Here is a 15,493-nt window from a genome sequence, read left to right as displayed (position 1 = left end):
GTCTATTTATGCCTTTGACGGACGAGGAGATCCAGAAACTTTTAGAGGCCATGGCTGCCGGCGAGGACCGGCCGCGCATTGAAAAGGCCCGCTTTGCCCCCCTGCAGCCGGCCCCGGTAGCCAGGGTAAAGGCCAGCTTTGACCGCATCGCTGATGTTCCTTTACGCCTGGTGGCGGAACTGGGCCGGACGCGCCTGGCAGTTAAAGAGATCCTTGAGCTGAAGGAAGGGTCCGTTATCACCCTCAACAAGCTGGCCGGCGAGGCGGTGGAGGTCCGGGTCAATGGTATCCCGCTGGCCACGGGAGAGGTGGTGGTGATTAACGATGCCTTTGGCGTCAGGATCAACAACCTGGCAGACGTAAAGGAAGAAGGGCAGGACTAGGTATGGATCGCGATTTTGTCCTGGCTTTGCTGCGGTTGGTAATCTTTTTACCCCTGGTCCTGGGCCTGGCCTATGCCACGGTCCGCTTGGGCCTGGGCCGGGCTGCGGGAAGGGCCGTGGGGCCGGGACAGCTGGAATTGGTTGAAAGACTCCCTTTAAACAGTAAAAGCGGCCTGGCGGTAGTCCGCTGCGGCGACAGGCATTTCCTGGTCGGCCTGGGGGAAGGCGCCCCGGTTTTACTGGCAGAGCTGCCTGATTACCCGACGGTGACAGCGACGGCGGGGGAAGTAGCGGTGTACCCCCTTCAGTCCCTGGTGGAAAAGGAAAAAGAAACTTTTAACCCACCGGGTCCAAGGGGATTATTAACCACATGGTTGTCAACCTGGCAGAGGTTCAGGGGCCATGGAGATTAACAGTTTAATCCAGGCCACCGATCCCCGGCAGCTGGTGGATACCGTCAGAATCCTGGTCCTGCTGACGGTACTGGCCCTGGTGCCGGCCATCCTGCTGCTCATGACCTCTTTTACCCGGATTATCATTGTCCTGTCTTTCGTGCGCAGCGCCCTGGCCACCCAGCAAACACCGCCCAACCAGGTGCTGATCGGCCTGGCCCTGTTCTTGACCTTCTTTATCATGGCGCCGGTATATAACCAGGTCAAGACCCAGGCTATTGACCCGTACCTGGCCGGGCAGATCACCCAGGAGCAGGCCCTGGCAGCCGGGGCCAAACCGGTGCGGGAATTCATGTACCGCCAAACGCGGGAAAAAGACCTGGCCTTATTTGTCCGTATGTCGGGCATGCCCCAGCCCCGCACCCGTGACGACGTGCCCATGCACGTCCTTATCCCGGCCTTTATCATCAGCGAGCTGAAGACAGCCTTCCAGATGGGCTTTTTGATCTACATCCCTTTTCTGATTATCGACCTGGTAATTGCCAGCACCCTGATGGCCATGGGTATGTTTATGGTACCGCCGGTGATGATCTCCTTGCCCTTTAAACTCATGCTTTTTGTCCTGGTCGACGGCTGGTACCTGGTAGTAAAATCCCTGCTGGAGAGCTTTTAGGCCGCGCCGGCCCGGTCGGCCCGCCGGGCGTGGATTGAAGCAAACGGAACGGGGGGAGAAAAATGACCCAGGAGTTTGTCATTCACCTGGCCCGGGAGGCCCTGACCACCGCCCTGCTGCTGGCGGCCCCGGCCCTGGGCTTGAGCCTGATCGTAGGGGTGGGGATCAGCATCCTCCAGGCCACCACCCAGATCCAGGAGCAGACCCTGACCTTTGTACCCAAGATTGTCGCCGTCATCCTGGGGATGCTTCTCCTGGGCTCGTGGATGCTCAATACTCTAACCCAGTTCACCACCGAGATCTTCGGCAACCTGGGAAGTTTAGTAAAGTAGGTGCCCGGGCGGTAAAAAACAGGAAACCAGGCCGTTAACTTTTAGAAGGATGGGAACCGATGAGCTACCTTAACCAGGCTGAGTTTTTTTTCCTGGTCCTGGTGCGGGTCACATCATTTTTTGTGACAGCGCCTTTCTTTGGCATTCGCGGCGTCCCGGCCCTGGTGAAGGCCGGTCTGGGGCTGCTGGTAGCCATGCTTCTGTTTCCTGTGCTGCCGGCCGGGCAGCCGGCCTTTACCAGCGCCGGGACCTATGCCCTGGCCGTCTTAAACGAGGCCTTGGCCGGCCTGGCCCTGGGCTACCTGGCCAACCTGATCTTCAGCGCCATCCAGGTGGCCGGGCAGCTCCTGGACCTCCATATGGGCCTGGGGATGGCCAGCCTCTTTGACCCTCAAAATGCGGCTACAACTACCATAATGGGCCAGTTCTTTGCCATCCTGGGTTTGCTCCTGTTCTTCCAGCTGGACGGCCACCACACCCTGCTCCTGGCCCTGCAGGAGAGCTTCCGTCTCCTGCCCCTGGGGGGAGTGCATTTTGACGGTAATATCATCTGGACCGTGGTCAAGCTTTTTAGCGGTATGTTCAGCCTGGCGGTGCGCATCGCGGTCCCGGTAATCGTGGTTCTCCTCATTGCCGACCTGGCCTTAAGTTTAATTGCCAGGACGGTGCCCCAGCTGAATGTCTTTATCCTGGGATTTCCTTTGAAAATAGGCCTGGGGCTCCTGGTCTTAATCGCCATTTTGCCTTTACTGGCAACAGTGTTTCGAAATCTCTTCAGCCAGATGGAACATGACCTGGCCCTGTTACTGCGGGGTTGGCCCCGTTGATGGAAGGCAAAATAGACCTGCAGCTCTTTGCTGAAGAAAAGACTGAGGAGGCTACGCCCCACCGCCTTCAGGAGGTGCGCCGCAAAGGCCAGGTTGCCCGGAGCAACGACCTGAGCGCCGCCCTGGTCCTGTTGGTGAGCATCATCTGTCTCTACTGGCGCCGGGAAGCCTTTTACCTGGAGATGGCCGGCCTCATGAGCAGTGCTTTTCAGGAGGGTTGGAAGCAGGAGCTGGATGGGGCAACCCTGATAGCCATCTTCAGCCACCTTGCTTTTAAGATGGGCCTTCTCCTGGCTCCCCTGCTACTACTGGCGGCAGTTGTGGGCCTAGTGGCCAATTTTGCCCAGACGGGGTTTATTTTTTCCCTGGACCCCATAAGGCCGCGCCTGGAAAACCTGGACCCGGTGAAAGGGTTGCAGCGGTTCTTTTCCCGCCGCGCCCTCATGGAGCTGGTTAAGAGCCTGGGCAAGGTAGTAGTGGTAAGCCTGGTGGTCTGGACCCTGGTCAAGGGGCAGTTTAACCGGTTGTTGATGACCGTCGATATGAGCCTCCCGGCGGCCCTGGAACTGGTGGGCCAGCTCCTCTACCGGGTGGGGCTGGGAGCCCTGGCTGTATTTTTAAGCCTGGCGGCAGCCGACTACATCTTCCAGCGGCGCGAGTTTCAACGTAATTTAAGAATGACCAGGCAGGAAGTAAAGGAAGAAATGAAGCAGATGGAAGGCGACCCCCTGGTCCGCTCACGTCTGCGGGAGAAACAGAGGCGGCTCGCCCGGCACCGCATGATGCACGCCGTGCCTGAAGCCACCGTGGTTATTACCAACCCTATCCACTTAGCCGTGGCCCTGCGTTACCGGGAAACAGAAGGGGCGCCGCGGGTGGTGGCCAAAGGGGCAGGCAGCATAGCGGAGCGGATCAAGGCCGTAGCCCGCCGGCATAACATCCCCATCGTCGAAAACCCGCCGGTGGCCCGGGCCCTGTACCGCCAGGTGGAACTGGGGCAGGAAATCCCGGTGGCCCTCTACCAGGCGGTGGCGGAGATCCTGGCCCAGATCTACCGGCTGCGGGGGAGGATATAAAGAGCCATTTATGGAGGAGCCCCTCATGGTGGCTGACGCCTCCACGAGCGAACCATGAAAATGGAGGCTGAGGCAAAAGGCTGGAGGGTACAGGCGGAGGGCGACTTGGTTCGAGGCGTAAGTAAACTAATTTTGGGTGGGGATATGTCCCCACCAGAAGGCACATTTTTGGCAGAACGCTATTTCCGGAGGAAAAACTGCTCTATGGCAGCAAATACCGGCCTGCTGGGCGCCTTAAGGCGCCTCACCCCGTACAACGACATCCTGGTGGCGGCCCTGGTCCTGGGGGTAGTCATGCTTATCGTCATTCCCGTCAGCCCCCTGGTCATGGACATCCTGCTCATCGTCAACCTGGGCGTCAGCATGGTTATCCTTCTGACAACCATGTTCGTCTCCCGGAGCCTTGACTTTTCCGTCTTTCCGTCCCTTTTGCTGGTGGTGACCCTGTTCCGCCTGTCCCTCAACATCTCTTCCACAAGGCTTATTTTAAGCCGGGCCGATGCCGGTCATGTTATCGAAACCTTCGGCAGCTTTGTCGTTCGGGGGAATTATATCGTCGGCTTTGTCATATTTCTTATCATTACCATCATCCAGTTTATCGTCATAACCAGCGGCGCCCAGCGGGTGGCCGAGGTGGCGGCCCGCTTTACCCTGGACGCCATGCCCGGCAAGCAGATGAGCATCGATGCTGACCTCAATGCCGGCCTGTTAACGGAGGATGAAGCCCGGGCCAAACGGCGGGAACTGCAGCGGGAAGCCGACTTTTACGGTGCCATGGACGGCGCCAGCAAGTTCGTCCGGGGGGATGTCATTGCCGGCCTGATCATTACCGCCATTAACATCCTGGGGGGGCTGGCCATCGGTGTCTGGCAGCTGAAGATGCCCTTTATGGAAGCCCTGCATACCTATACCCGCCTGACCATTGGCGACGGCCTGGTTAGCCAGCTGCCGGCCCTCATGGTTTCCACCGGGACCGGCATCCTGGTGACCCGCTCCGGGGCTATGGACAATTTTGGCAGAGAGGTAATCGGCCAGCTAACGGGCTTTCCCCGTATTGCCGGTCTGGTGGCAGCCATCCTTTTCCTGATGGGCCTTTTGCCGGGGATGCCCCACCTGACCTTTTTTATAATGGCCGGCGGGGTGGGCTATGCCGCCTATGCCCTGGCCAGGGAGGAAAAGATGCAGGGCCAGCGCCGGCAGGAAGCGGTTGCCGCCCAGAAGGCTTCCCAGCGCCAGCCGGAGAATGTTTTGAGCTTTTTCCAGGTGGACCCCCTGGAAGTGGAAATCGGCTACGGCCTGATTCCCCTGGCCGATGAAACAGAAGGTGGCGACCTGCTGGACCGCCTGGCGGCCGTGCGGCGCCAGTGTGCCACCGAGATGGGCATATACGTCAGGCCCATTCGCATCCGGGACAACCTGCAGCTGCCACCCCATGGCTATATCTTCAAACTGCGGGGCGTGGAAGCGGCCCGGGGAGAAATCCAGCCTGGCTATCTTCTGGCCATGAATCCGGCCGGCAGCGACGGACCGCCGGGGGGCATACCTACCCGGGAACCCACCTTTGGCCTGCCGGCCTGGTGGGTACCGGCGACCAGGCGCCAGGAAGCGGAACTGGCCGGTTTCACCGTTGTCGACGCTACTACCGTCCTCATTACCCATTTGACGGAATTTATCAAAGCCCATGCCGCTGAACTCATGGGCCGCCAGGAAACCAGGGAACTCCTGGATAAAATCAAGGAGAATCACCCGGCAGTAGTCGAGGAATTGGTGCCCAATCTCCTGTCGGTAGGTGAGATACAGAAAGTACTGGCCGGCCTGCTCCAGGAACAGGTGCCCATTCGTGACCTGGTTAGTATCCTGGAAGCCCTGGCCGACGCCGCCCGTACCAGCCGGGATCCGGATTACCTTCTCGGGGCGGCGCGCCAGGCCTTGAGCCGCACTATCAGCCGCCAGTATGCCCGGGAGGGTAAGCTCACGGCCATTACCCTCCACCCCCAGCTGGAGCAGAAGTTGGCGGAGGCCATCCAGCCCACCTCCCAGGGTAATTTCCCGGCCCTGACCCCGGAGGAGGGCCGGGAACTTTTGAACAGGCTGGGCCGGGCCGTGGAGAAAGCCGCCACCGGCGGCGTCCAGCCGGTGATCTTATGCTCGGCCAGGATCCGCCTGCCCCTGCGGCGGTTGCTCCAACGTTCTTTACCTTATGTCCCGGTCCTGGCTTATAACGAGCTGGAACCCAGCCTGGAAATTGAGGCCGTAGAGGCGGTGAATGTGGTGTGAAGATTAAACGCTATCTTGCCCGTGATATGCAGGAAGCCTACCTGGCCATCCGCCGTGATCTGGGGCCGGAGGCGGTTATTGTGGCCACCCGCCGGGTACGCCAGCCGGGACTAAAGGGCTTTTTCTTGCCCCCCCGCATGGAAGTGACGGCGGCCCTGGAGGAGACGCCGGCAAGGAAACTGCCGGAACCGGCGGCGCCGGCAGGTAAGACGGCGTTACTGGCAGGGGCCGGCAAGACGGTGGTAGCACCGGCCGGGTCGGTCAACCCTGCCGGAGGAGGAAATAACGGCCGTCACAGCCTGGAGGTGCTGCAGCGGGAACTGGCCGAGATTAAAGCCGCCCTAAACCGCCTGGTACGGCCCGGCAGCGCTCCGGTACCGGAACAACTGTTAACCTTAAGGGAGCGCCTGCTGGCCCAGGAGCTGGAGGAGGAGCTGGTGGCCTTCCTTTTAAATGGCATTGAGGCCACCGCCGGGAAAGAGATTATTGCCGATGTCATCCGTACCCGCCTGGCCGACCACTTAAGCCATCAGGTGGCGTCCTCGTCCAGACAGCGGGTTCAGGCCTTTATCGGCCCCACCGGCGTGGGCAAGACAACTACCCTGGCTAAGATAGCGGCCCGCTACAGCCTTTATCAGGAGCAAAAGGTCGGCCTGATAACCCTGGATACTTACCGTATCGGGGCCGTGGATCAGCTCAAGACCTATGCCGAAATTATGGGCCTGCCCCTGGAGGTGGCCATGACGCCGCGGGAGTTGCGTGCATCCCTGGAGAACTTAAGACACTGCGATGTAGTTTTAGTTGATACAGCCGGCCGGGCGCCGGAAAACAAAGCTATGCTGGCGGAAACGAGGGGGTTCCTGGAGGTTGTCCCTGAGCGGGACGTATACCTGGTCTTGAGCTGCGCCACCAGGCGCCAGGACCTGCTCCAAGCCGTAGAAAATTTCCGCAGCCTCAAATACAACCGGCTGATTTTCACCAAACTTGACGAAACATGCTGCCCGGGGGTAATGCTCACCGTAGCCGCGGCGGCGGGAGTACCCCTGGCTTATATAACTACCGGCCAGGATGTGCCTGATGACCTGGAAGCGGCCGATCCCCACCTCCTGGCCCGGCGCATCTGGGAAGCGGTGGCTGAAGATGGACCAGGCGGGCAGGTTGCGTAAACTGGTATACAGACGGCTGGAAGAGCGGTCCAGGGTAATTGCCATAGCCAGCGGTAAAGGCGGCGTGGGCAAGACCAATATTGCCTTAAATCTGGGCCTGATCCTGGCCCGCCAGGGTCTGCGGACCCTCCTCTTTGATGCCGACCTGGGCCTGGCCAATGTGGATATCCTCATGGGCCTGGTACCCCGTTACAGCCTGAAAGAAGTCATCGGCGGGCAGTGTACTTTAGAAGAAGTGATTATCCGCGGCCCTCATGACCTGCTCCTGGTGCCGGGGGCCTCCGGTATCCAGGAACTGGCCGACCTGGACCCCCCGGCCCGCGACCGGCTTATTCATGACCTGGCGTTTCTAGCGACTAAGGTGGATATAATCCTGGTCGATTCTGGTGCCGGCATTTCCCGGACGGTTTTCAGCTTTGCAGCTGCCGCCGGAGAAGCCATTGTGGTAGCAACGCCGGAACCTACTTCCATAACCGATGCCTATGGTTTAATCAAAGGGTTGCAGCGTTTAAAAGTAAGCATGCATCTTATCGTTAACAGGGCTACCAATAAGCTGGAGGGGCAGCAGGCCGCCGGGCGACTCCAGGGTGCCTGCCGCCGTTTTTTGCAGCTGGAGCTGCCGCTCCTGGGGATTATTCCCGAGGACTCCCGGGTAGGTCAGGCGGTGCGCTGCCAGCAGCCATTCAGCGAATTGTTTCCCCGTTGCCCGGCGGCCCGGGCCCTGGAAGAAGCCGCCGCCAAACTTCAGGGCCAGGAACTGCCGGCAGGCCGGAGCCAGGGATTCTGGCAGCGCCTGGGCCGTTTGCTGGGAAGATAAGAAGGGGGGGTATCATGGCCAGGCCAAACTTTATTATGATAAATCAACCCATAATCATCAAAACTCCTGGCAGTAAAGATCTCCGCACCATTATTCAGGATACGCGGGAAGACGGCTTTGCCGTCCTTGCTCCGGGGAGTGATGAACTGGTCCTGGCACCGGGGAACGTTGTCGAGGTTGCCTGCAACCGGCAGGATGCCCGTTATGAATTCACTACTAAAGTACAGCGTTACCTGCCGGGAGAGCCCCCCCTTTACTACCTGGCCTACCCGGACGATTATCGGCGCATCCAGGCGCGCTCCCATGTGCGGGCCAAGGCGGCCCTGGAATTTCGTTATGCCGTCTGGCTGAAGGACGACTGGCCCTACCGCCCGCCCCGGCCCTATAAAAAGGGGGTAACGGTAGATATAAGCGGCGGCGGTGCGCAACTGGTCCTCCGGGACCCCGTTGAGGTGGGCGACCTCCTTTACCTGGAACTTCACCTGCCCGGTCGCCGCCGCCATATGCCCATGCGCCTGGCGGGGCGCGTCAAGCGCGTGGCCCCGCGGGAAATAGACGGCGTGACGCGTTATGAAGTTGGTGTGGCCTTTGAGGGTATCAGCGAAAGGCAGGAAGACCAAATCGTTGCCTTTGTTTTCCAGCGGTTGCTAGAAGAAAGGCGCCGGGGAGAGAGAGAAAATGGCAGTTAAGGATAGCGCCATGTGGGCCGCGTACCTGGCCGGAAAGGGAGATGCCGGGCGCCGGGAACTGGTCCTCAAGTACCTGCCCCTGGTGAAATACCATGTGGGCCGCCTGGCAGTCAAACCGCCGCGGCACCTGGACCAGGAAGACCTGGTTGGTTATGGCATAATCGGGTTGCTGGAGGCCATTGACCGTTATGATCCTTCCCGGGGCGTTAACTTTGAAAGCTTTGCCTCCCAGCGCATTCGCGGGGCTATCCTCGATGCCCTGCGCCAATCCCACTGGGCCCCCCGCACCCTGGTGGAAAAGCTGCGCCGGGTGAGCCAGGTGTACCGCCGCCTGGAGCAGGAACAGGGGAGCGAGGTAAGTGATGCAGTGGTGGCGGCGGCGGCAGGGATAACGGTGGATGAGCTCAAGGAACTCTTGGAGCGGGGTTCCCAGATGGCTGTCCTTTCCCTGGAAGACTTTCTTTTTGACCGGGAAGGGGAGGAGGGTTCAACCCGGGGAGAACTGCTGGCCGATCCCCAGAGCCCGGATCCTGCCGGCCGTTATGAGCAGGAGGAACTCCGCCGCGCCCTGATAGAGGGTCTCCAGCATTTAAACGATAAAGATCGCCTGGTCCTCACTCTGTATTATTACGAAGGCTTGACCTTAAAGGAGATCGGCAAAATACTGGGAGTCTCCGAATCCCGGGTCTGCCAGCTCCACGGCCGGGCAATCTTAAACCTACGCCGCTATTTAGCCGATTTTATGTAGGTGGTTAAAGTGGCATATCTCTTTTTAGTTACAGGAGCGATATTGATTGTAATTACCTGCCTGCCCGCTTTTAAGATACTACTGGGCGGGGAAGGGAACCGGGGGGCGCCGGCGGTTTGGGGTTTTGACTCCGAGGACGGCCAGGGGCAAACAGGTGGTGACGAACAGCTGGCCGAACGCCTGGCAACCCTCCAGGAAGAAGTAACCGCCCTTACGGCCAGACTGGAGGAGTTGACTGCCGCCTCCGAAGCGGTGCCAGGAACTTTTCGATCCTACCTGGCAACTGCCCTGGCGGAAGGGACTGCAGGAGCGGCAGCCACCGATCTTCAGAGGACGCCCGCCAGGCCGGCGGGAGAAAAAGCTGTACCCGAAAGGACAACGGCGGCCGGGCCGGCAGGGGGGACAACCCCTGGGCCGGAGACGTTAAACATTCAGGAGCAAATCCGCCTGGCCCATGCCGCCGGCGAGAGTATCGACAGCCTGGCGCGGCGGTATGGCCGGGGAAAGGGTGAAATCGCATTAATCCTCAACCTGAAGCGTTAAAGAAAAAAGGATTTTTTCTGGCTCCCTTCGGGCTGGGCCTGGGCCTGGGGTTTTTCCTGGCGGGGCTGATGTTGCTTATTTTCCAGCACGGTCCCACCAGGGAGGAAATTATTGCCCGGGCCCGCGAATACGGTATGGTCTTCCGGGAGGAAGTAGTCCCTTTCGCGCCTGCCTCCGGGGATAATGCCCCGCCGGATCAAGGGATAAAACAACAGTCCGCCGGGCCGCAGCAGGCCGCTCCCGGGGATATGAAAGGTGAAATCCTGGTTACCATCCCGGCGGGGGCCGGCCTGGAGGATATTGCCGCCCTCCTGGAAAAAAAGGGCGTAGCTGCGGCCGCGGCCTTTGAAGCCGAGGTGCACCGCCAGGGCGTAGAACAGAAACTCAAGGCCGGCTCCTATTATCTCCCCGCCGGGGACATAAAGGAAATTATCAGGCGGTTAACCAGTTAGTTAGCAAAAAAGCAGGGGCGGTAGTCATTGGGGGCTACTACCGCCAGTAAATGCCACTGTTGGCAGAAACATTTTCGGAGGGAGGGAAAACAATTGTTAAGGGGTTTATATCTTTCCGCTACCGGCATGGTGGTCCAGGAACTGCGCCAGGATGTCATAACCAACAACCTGGCCAACGCCGCGACGAACGGCTTTAAGGTCGAGACGGCGACCATCCAGTCCTTTCCCGAGATGCTCCTCCAGCGCCTGGAAAAGGGCCGTGTCACCCCGTTAGGCTACTTTAGCCCCGGGGTTATGGTCGACCGCATTCACACCAACTATACCCCCGGGCCCCTGGAAGAAACCGGCCGGGCCACGGACCTTGCCCTTGTGGATACTGCAGGGAGCACGCCGCCGGCTTTCTTCACCGTCCAGGCAGGGGGTACCGAGGCCTATACCCGCGGCGGTTCTTTCCAGGTAGATGCCTACGGCTTTTTAGTTACCCCGGAAGGCTACCCCGTCCAGGGAGAGTACGGCGCCGTCTACGTAGGCACGACCAACTTTAAGGTTGATAGCGGCGGTCAGGTATTGGTTAACGGTCAGGTTGTCGATCGGCTACGGATTGTAACTTTTGATGCGCAAACCTTACCCCTGCTCCAACGCCAGGGCAACAATCTTTTTACAGCCCCCCAGGGGGTGCAGCCACTGCTGGCTGCTAATTTCCAGGTCAGGCAGGGGTGGCTGGAGAAGGCCAATGTCAACGTCGCCCGGGAAATGGTGGATATGCTGGCCGTCTTGAGGAGCTATGAGGCCAACCAGAAGGCCATCCAGGCCGCCGACCAGACCCTAGGCAAGAGCGTCAACGAAGTAGGGAGTTTACGGTAGAGCCGTTCATGGCGGCGAGCAGCAACCATCGAAAGCATGAAAATTGCGGCCTGGCATTTGTCTGTAGCGAGCGACTTGGTCCGAGCGGCGAAGCGGCCCTGGCGAAGCCGAGGAGTGAGGGCGGGGCCGAGGACAGGAGGTCCGAGGCCGGCCTTTGAGGCAAGGATGCCGAATAGGCCGGGAACCCCGCCCGAGCCAGAGGCTGAGCCAGCACTCAACTCACAAAGATACTGTTGGCAACTATAGCTATTTTTCGAATGAGTTGAGTGCTGGCCGCTCCGCGAGGACCATGGAGCGAGCCAGACAAAGCCAGCCTGTGACTAAGTTATTTTCGATAGAGGAGGGCTAACAGATGATTGGCGCACTCTGGCGCGGGGCCAGCGGTATGCTGGCGCAGCAGCTTTCGGTAGACAGCCTGGCCAATGATCTGGCCAATGTTAATACCACCGGCTACAAGCAGGACCGGGTGGAATTTGCCGACCTGGTCTACCGTCCGGTCCAGGAAGGCGGCATGCCCGTCGACCGACCCCAGGCGCCGGCAGCAGCACCGTCCCTGGGCGCAGGAGTAAAAGTGGCTGCCATAGCAAAGGACTTTAGCCAGGGAACCCTGGTGAATACCGGCGACCCTTTAAGCCTTGCCATCCAGGGGGAAGGATTTTTTGCCGTTTATGGACCGGGCGGGGAACGGTTCCTTACCCGGGACGGCAACTTTCACCGCGACGGTGACGGCTATCTAGTCAACGCCGGTGGCTACTACCTGGATGTCCCCTTTACCCTGCCGGCCGGGGCGGAAAAGATCACTATTACCGGTGATGGCACGGTAACGGCGACAATTAACGGGGAAACCTGGTTTCTGGGAGAGATCAACCTCTATAACGTCCCCAATCCAGCCGGGTTGGAAGCCGCTGGCGACAACCTTTTCCGGGAAACGACCGCCAGCGGGGCGGCAGCTGCCGGCAGGCCCGGGACGGCAGGCCTGGGCATTATCCGTTCCGGTTACCTGGAGGCGGCCAACGTCGACCTGGCAGCAACTATGACCAGAATGATCCTGGCCCAGCGAGCCTACGAGCTGAATTCCCGTGCCGTACGGGTTGCCGATGAAATGTGGGGCCTGGCCAATAACCTGCGGCGCTAATCCAGCACTCAGCTTTAAAAAGCATCACTCGACATGCAGCTGGGTGCTGGACCGCCGCTTTGACGGGCACCCGGCTGCTGCAATCTTGTTAACCAGGGCCAGGCCGCGCCGGGCACCTTCATGATCGGGAACCCGTTCCAGGACAAAGTTATATTCCCGCCTTGATGCTTCTAAAAGACCCAGGAGCAGGTAGGTAGTACCCAGGTTGATGCGGCCCTCCAGGTAGCCGGGTTTAAGCCGGCGTACCCGGGTCAGGTGGTAGCGGGCGGCCCTTAAATTGCGGTTGTAGAGGAAATATGTTCCCAGATTAAAATGGGCCAAGTAATTGTCAGGGTTTAATTTGAGACTCGCTTCCCAAAAAGTAAGGGCACGTTTGACATCACCCTGCTGCCAGGCCTGGCATCCCAGGTTGAAATAGGCTTTCCAGTTGTCCCGGTCTATCTCAAGGGCGGCGCGGTAGAAAAGGGCGGCCAGTTGGGGACGCTGGTGCGCCAGAGAAAAATTGCCCAGGAGCAGGCAGAGGTTAGTTTCGCGCCGGGGGCTTTCTTTAACGGGATCAGGAAGACACTCAGGACAGAATCGCCATCCCGGGGGCAGGGCTTGCCCGCACCGGGAACAGTAAAGCATAGCAGGACCTCCTACCATAAATATATATTGTATTATGCCCCGGCCGGTGCTAAAATATGTAAGTCAAGCTGAAAAATAAAGAAAACGGAAGAGGTAGGCCCATGGCGGCAGAAATCAAACCAGAAGAGGTTAAAGTTGGCATAGCCGAGTGGCAGGTAGCCCGTGCCCCGGGGCGCCTGGTCACCCTTGGCCTGGGTTCCTGCGTGGGAATTGCCCTTTATGATCCTACCAGCCGGATAGGGGGGCTGGCCCACATTATGCTGCCCGACAGCAGCCAGTTCCAGGCCGGGGGCAACCGGGCCAAATTTGCCGACCTGGCCCTGCCGGACATGCTGACCGAGATGCTCCGCCGCGGCGCCAGGCGTAACAAGGTGGTAGCAAAAATAGCGGGGGGCGCCCAGATGTTTACTTCCGGCGACCGGCACCTTTCCTTTTTAAATATAGGCCAGCGCAATACGGCCATGGTCCGGCAGACGTTACAGAATCTGGGTATTCCCATTACTGGCACTGATACGGGCGGTAATTTCGGCCGCACCATGATCTTTGACCTGCTGAATGGCGAAGTACATATTCGCACCATCGGACGGCCTTTAAAGAAAATATAAAACGGAGGCACCTATGGACTTTGCCGAATTCAAGCGCCAGGTTCACCGGCGCTTAGGCCTTTACCTTGACGGTTACAAAGAGCCCCAGCTCAAAAGACGCATTGACAGCCTGATGTCCCAGCTTAAGGTACCGGATTACGCCACTTACCTGCGCCTCTTGAGCGAGGACAACCAGCAGTGGCAGCGCTTTATCGATAAAATTACCATTAACGTCTCGGAGTTTTTTCGCAACCCGGAAATTTTTGCCCGGCTGGAAAAAGAGGTCCTGCCGGCTTTACTGGGCCGCCACAAAAGCCTCAAGGTCTGGAGTGCCGCCTGCGCCGACGGGCCGGAGCCCTACTCGGTAGCCATTTTATTGGACGAGCTGGCACCAGCCGGCCGCCACCAGATTGACGCTACCGATATTGATACCAGCGCTCTGGCCGCCGCGCGCCGGGGGGTATATCCCGGCCGGGCGGTCCAGGCAGTTACCCGGGAACGGCTGGAACGCTATTTTCGCCGGGAAGGCGATAATTTTTGCCTCCAGGAAAAAATTAAACGCATGGTTAATTTCCGTCAGCACGACCTATTAAAAGATCCCTTTGGCAGTGGTTATCACCTGATCCTGTGCCGCAATGTTGTCATTTATTTTACCTCCGCTACTCAGAATGAGCTTTATCGCCGGTTTTACCAGGCTCTGGCGCCGGGAGGCGTCCTGTTTATCGGGGCTACCGAGAGCCTGTTTCAATACCGGGAACTTGGCTTTACCAAAATCGCACCATGGTTTTACCGCCGCCCTGAGGCTTAACCCGCGGAGGATGACTACAGCCAGCCATGGAGGGAGGACACATGGAACCCTGGGATAAACTCAATGCTCTCCACCTGGATGCCCTGAAGGAAATAGGCAACATTGGCGCCGGCAACGCCGCCACGGCCCTGGCCAGTATGCTGGGCAGCCGCATCCAAATGACCGTCCCCCGGGCCGGGGTATTACCCCTGCAGGAAATAACGGCCCTGGCCGGTAATGAGGAAGATCCTGTTGCCTGCGTCGAATTTACCGTTAATGGCCCGGCGCCCAGCAAGATATTTTTTCTCCTAGATGAGCCCAGCGCTTACCTGTTAATCGATCTTTTACTGGGTAAGCCCCAGGGTACCACCAGGGTACTGGATGAGATGGGGAGTTCCGTCCTGACTGAACTAGGTAATATCTTAACAGGCTCTTTTTTAAATGCTTTTGCCGAATTTTGCCGCCTGGAGTTTAAGCCTACTGTGCCTGCCTTTGCCTTCGACATGCTGGGGGCCGTGTTAAGCTCGGCCTTCCTGGAAGGGGGGTATTTTTCCGACCGTGCCCTGGTCATCGAAACCAGGTTTTACAGCGAGTCCGTTACCATCAGCGGCCATTTCTTCCTTGTTCCTGAAAACGCGGGTCTGGAGAAGATCCTGCAATCTTTAGGCCTGCAGCTGGGCTGAACGGAGTACATCGCCGGCGGCCGGGCGCCGGCGGTACGGAGGTAAAATCGTCTATTTATGGAGGGAGACTAGTTCATGGGAAAGAAAGTGTTAGTAGTAGACGATGCCGCCTTCATGCGCATGATGATTAAGGACATTCTTTTAAAAAATGGTTATGAAATAGCCGGGGAAGCAGAAAACGGGAAAAAGGCCGTAGCCATGTACCAGGAACTCCGCCCCGATGTAGTCACCATGGATATCACCATGCCGGAAATGGACGGCATTGCCGCCGTGAAGGCCATCAAGCAGATTGACCCCAATGCCAGGATAATCATGTGCAGTGCCATGGGCCAGCAGTTGATGGTCATGGAAGCTATCCAGGCCGGGGCCAGGGACTTTATCGTCAAACCTTTCCAGCAGGACCGCGTCCTCCAGGCTCTGGAAAAGGTCCTGGCGTGA

General features: G+C 58.8%; 20 protein-coding genes. 19 read left to right on the top strand and 1 reads right to left on the bottom strand.

What is annotated here, in order from left to right:
* Positions 1-8 precede the first annotated feature (8 nt).
* The 15 genes from fliN to flgG all read left to right on the top strand — a co-directional run bounded on the left by fliN (position 9) and on the right by flgG (position 12,374).
* Positions 9-383 (top strand): flagellar motor switch protein FliN, encoded by a 375-nt coding sequence (fliN, locus tag FLZ89_RS01420; protein WP_141265634.1) that lies wholly within the window; start codon positions 9-11, stop codon positions 381-383.
* 2 nt (positions 384-385) lie between these two features.
* Complete coding sequence (locus tag FLZ89_RS01415) at positions 386-796, top strand: FliO/MopB family protein (RefSeq protein WP_141265635.1); 411 nt, start codon at positions 386-388, stop codon at positions 794-796.
* On the top strand, positions 786-1,448 hold the full coding sequence (gene fliP / locus FLZ89_RS01410) for a flagellar type III secretion system pore protein FliP (RefSeq protein ID WP_141265636.1): 663 nt from the start codon (positions 786-788) through the stop codon (positions 1,446-1,448). Before FLZ89_RS01415 ends, fliP begins: the two co-directional genes overlap by 11 nt.
* 62 nt (positions 1,449-1,510) lie before the next feature.
* Positions 1,511-1,780 (top strand): flagellar biosynthesis protein FliQ, encoded by a 270-nt coding sequence (gene fliQ / locus FLZ89_RS01405; protein ID WP_141304178.1) that lies wholly within the window; start codon positions 1,511-1,513, stop codon positions 1,778-1,780.
* Positions 1,781-1,839: 59 nt separating this feature from the next.
* Entirely contained in the window at positions 1,840-2,607 is a 768-nt protein-coding gene (fliR, locus tag FLZ89_RS01400) for a flagellar biosynthetic protein FliR (RefSeq protein WP_141304177.1), read from the top strand.
* Positions 2,595-3,683 carry a flagellar biosynthesis protein FlhB gene (gene flhB / locus FLZ89_RS01395; protein WP_172613387.1) on the top strand — a complete coding sequence of 363 codons (1,089 nt, stop codon included), beginning with the start codon at positions 2,595-2,597 and terminating at the stop codon, positions 3,681-3,683. The genes fliR and flhB overlap by 13 nt, the downstream gene beginning before the upstream one ends.
* A gap of 204 nt (positions 3,684-3,887) precedes the next feature.
* On the top strand, positions 3,888-5,960 hold the full coding sequence (flhA, locus tag FLZ89_RS01390; RefSeq protein ID WP_141304176.1) for a flagellar biosynthesis protein FlhA: 2,073 nt from the start codon (positions 3,888-3,890) through the stop codon (positions 5,958-5,960).
* Entirely contained in the window at positions 5,957-7,126 is a 1,170-nt protein-coding gene (flhF, locus tag FLZ89_RS01385; protein WP_141304175.1) for a flagellar biosynthesis protein FlhF, read from the top strand. Before flhA ends, flhF begins: the two co-directional genes overlap by 4 nt.
* A complete protein-coding gene (locus FLZ89_RS01380) occupies positions 7,119-7,943 on the top strand; it encodes a MinD/ParA family protein (protein WP_172613386.1) in 825 nt (274 codons plus the stop codon). Before flhF ends, FLZ89_RS01380 begins: the two co-directional genes overlap by 8 nt.
* Positions 7,944-7,957: 14 nt before the next feature.
* The gene (locus FLZ89_RS01375) at positions 7,958-8,632 is read left to right on the top strand and encodes a flagellar brake protein (RefSeq protein ID WP_141265641.1); all 675 of its coding nucleotides are present in this window, start codon (positions 7,958-7,960) and stop codon (positions 8,630-8,632) included.
* A complete protein-coding gene (locus FLZ89_RS01370) occupies positions 8,622-9,380 on the top strand; it encodes a sigma-70 family RNA polymerase sigma factor (protein ID WP_141265642.1) in 759 nt (252 codons plus the stop codon). Before FLZ89_RS01375 ends, FLZ89_RS01370 begins: the two co-directional genes overlap by 11 nt.
* A gap of 9 nt (positions 9,381-9,389) precedes the next feature.
* On the top strand, positions 9,390-9,923 hold the full coding sequence (locus tag FLZ89_RS01365) for a hypothetical protein (RefSeq protein WP_141265643.1): 534 nt from the start codon (positions 9,390-9,392) through the stop codon (positions 9,921-9,923).
* Between the two features lie 68 nt (positions 9,924-9,991).
* Entirely contained in the window at positions 9,992-10,375 is a 384-nt protein-coding gene (locus tag FLZ89_RS01360; protein ID WP_141265644.1) for an endolytic transglycosylase MltG, read from the top strand.
* Positions 10,376-10,468: 93 nt separating this feature from the next.
* Complete coding sequence (locus FLZ89_RS01355) at positions 10,469-11,239, top strand: flagellar hook-basal body protein (protein ID WP_141265645.1); 771 nt, start codon at positions 10,469-10,471, stop codon at positions 11,237-11,239.
* 352 nt (positions 11,240-11,591) lie between these two features.
* Positions 11,592-12,374 (top strand): flagellar basal-body rod protein FlgG, encoded by a 783-nt coding sequence (flgG, locus tag FLZ89_RS01350; RefSeq protein WP_141304174.1) that lies wholly within the window; start codon positions 11,592-11,594, stop codon positions 12,372-12,374.
* A gap of 24 nt (positions 12,375-12,398) precedes the next feature.
* Here the strand turns inward: flgG and FLZ89_RS01345 are convergent, their stop codons facing one another.
* Entirely contained in the window at positions 12,399-13,001 is a 603-nt protein-coding gene (locus FLZ89_RS01345) for a zinc ribbon domain-containing protein (protein WP_141265647.1), read from the bottom strand.
* A 101-nt stretch (positions 13,002-13,102) separates the two neighbouring features.
* Here FLZ89_RS01345 and FLZ89_RS01340 point away from each other — a divergent pair, with 101 nt between their 5' ends.
* From FLZ89_RS01340 to FLZ89_RS01325, 4 genes are all read left to right on the top strand, one after another.
* Entirely contained in the window at positions 13,103-13,606 is a 504-nt protein-coding gene (locus FLZ89_RS01340; protein WP_141304173.1) for a chemotaxis protein CheD, read from the top strand.
* Positions 13,607-13,619: 13 nt separating this feature from the next.
* Entirely contained in the window at positions 13,620-14,393 is a 774-nt protein-coding gene (locus FLZ89_RS01335; protein ID WP_141265649.1) for a CheR family methyltransferase, read from the top strand.
* Between the two features lie 41 nt (positions 14,394-14,434).
* Positions 14,435-15,055 (top strand): chemotaxis protein CheC, encoded by a 621-nt coding sequence (locus tag FLZ89_RS01330; RefSeq protein ID WP_172613385.1) that lies wholly within the window; start codon positions 14,435-14,437, stop codon positions 15,053-15,055.
* Between the two features lie 75 nt (positions 15,056-15,130).
* The gene (locus tag FLZ89_RS01325; RefSeq protein ID WP_141265651.1) at positions 15,131-15,493 is read left to right on the top strand and encodes a response regulator; all 363 of its coding nucleotides are present in this window, start codon (positions 15,131-15,133) and stop codon (positions 15,491-15,493) included.

It is taken from the genome of Moorella sp. E306M, from assembly GCF_006538385.1.
In the GTDB taxonomy this organism is placed as follows: domain Bacteria; phylum Bacillota; class DSM-521; order Neomoorellales; family Neomoorellaceae; genus Neomoorella.
This window is presented reverse-complemented; position numbering and strand designations above follow the sequence as displayed.

Excerpts from the sequence above, each read along its gene's own strand:
- FLZ89_RS01375 (WP_141265641.1), top strand. The coding sequence starts at position 7,958 with ATGGCCAGGCCAAACTTTATTATGATAAATCAACCCATAATCATCAAA.
- FLZ89_RS01340 (WP_141304173.1), top strand. The coding sequence starts at position 13,103 with ATGGCGGCAGAAATCAAACCAGAAGAGGTTAAAGTTGGCATAGCCGAG.
- flhA (WP_141304176.1), top strand. The coding sequence starts at position 3,888 with ATGGCAGCAAATACCGGCCTGCTGGGCGCCTTAAGGCGCCTCACCCCG.
- fliP (WP_141265636.1), top strand. The coding sequence starts at position 786 with ATGGAGATTAACAGTTTAATCCAGGCCACCGATCCCCGGCAGCTGGTG.
- FLZ89_RS01360 (WP_141265644.1), top strand. The coding sequence starts at position 9,992 with ATGTTGCTTATTTTCCAGCACGGTCCCACCAGGGAGGAAATTATTGCC.
- FLZ89_RS01335 (WP_141265649.1), top strand. The coding sequence starts at position 13,620 with ATGGACTTTGCCGAATTCAAGCGCCAGGTTCACCGGCGCTTAGGCCTT.
- fliN (WP_141265634.1), top strand. The coding sequence starts at position 9 with ATGCCTTTGACGGACGAGGAGATCCAGAAACTTTTAGAGGCCATGGCT.
- FLZ89_RS01330 (WP_172613385.1), top strand. The coding sequence starts at position 14,435 with ATGGAACCCTGGGATAAACTCAATGCTCTCCACCTGGATGCCCTGAAG.
- FLZ89_RS01415 (WP_141265635.1), top strand. The coding sequence starts at position 386 with ATGGATCGCGATTTTGTCCTGGCTTTGCTGCGGTTGGTAATCTTTTTA.
- flgG (WP_141304174.1), top strand. The coding sequence starts at position 11,592 with ATGATTGGCGCACTCTGGCGCGGGGCCAGCGGTATGCTGGCGCAGCAG.
- fliR (WP_141304177.1), top strand. The coding sequence starts at position 1,840 with ATGAGCTACCTTAACCAGGCTGAGTTTTTTTTCCTGGTCCTGGTGCGG.
- FLZ89_RS01370 (WP_141265642.1), top strand. The coding sequence starts at position 8,622 with ATGGCAGTTAAGGATAGCGCCATGTGGGCCGCGTACCTGGCCGGAAAG.
- FLZ89_RS01345 (WP_141265647.1), bottom strand. The coding sequence starts at position 13,001 with ATGCTTTACTGTTCCCGGTGCGGGCAAGCCCTGCCCCCGGGATGGCGA.
- FLZ89_RS01325 (WP_141265651.1), top strand. The coding sequence starts at position 15,131 with ATGGGAAAGAAAGTGTTAGTAGTAGACGATGCCGCCTTCATGCGCATG.
- fliQ (WP_141304178.1), top strand. The coding sequence starts at position 1,511 with ATGACCCAGGAGTTTGTCATTCACCTGGCCCGGGAGGCCCTGACCACC.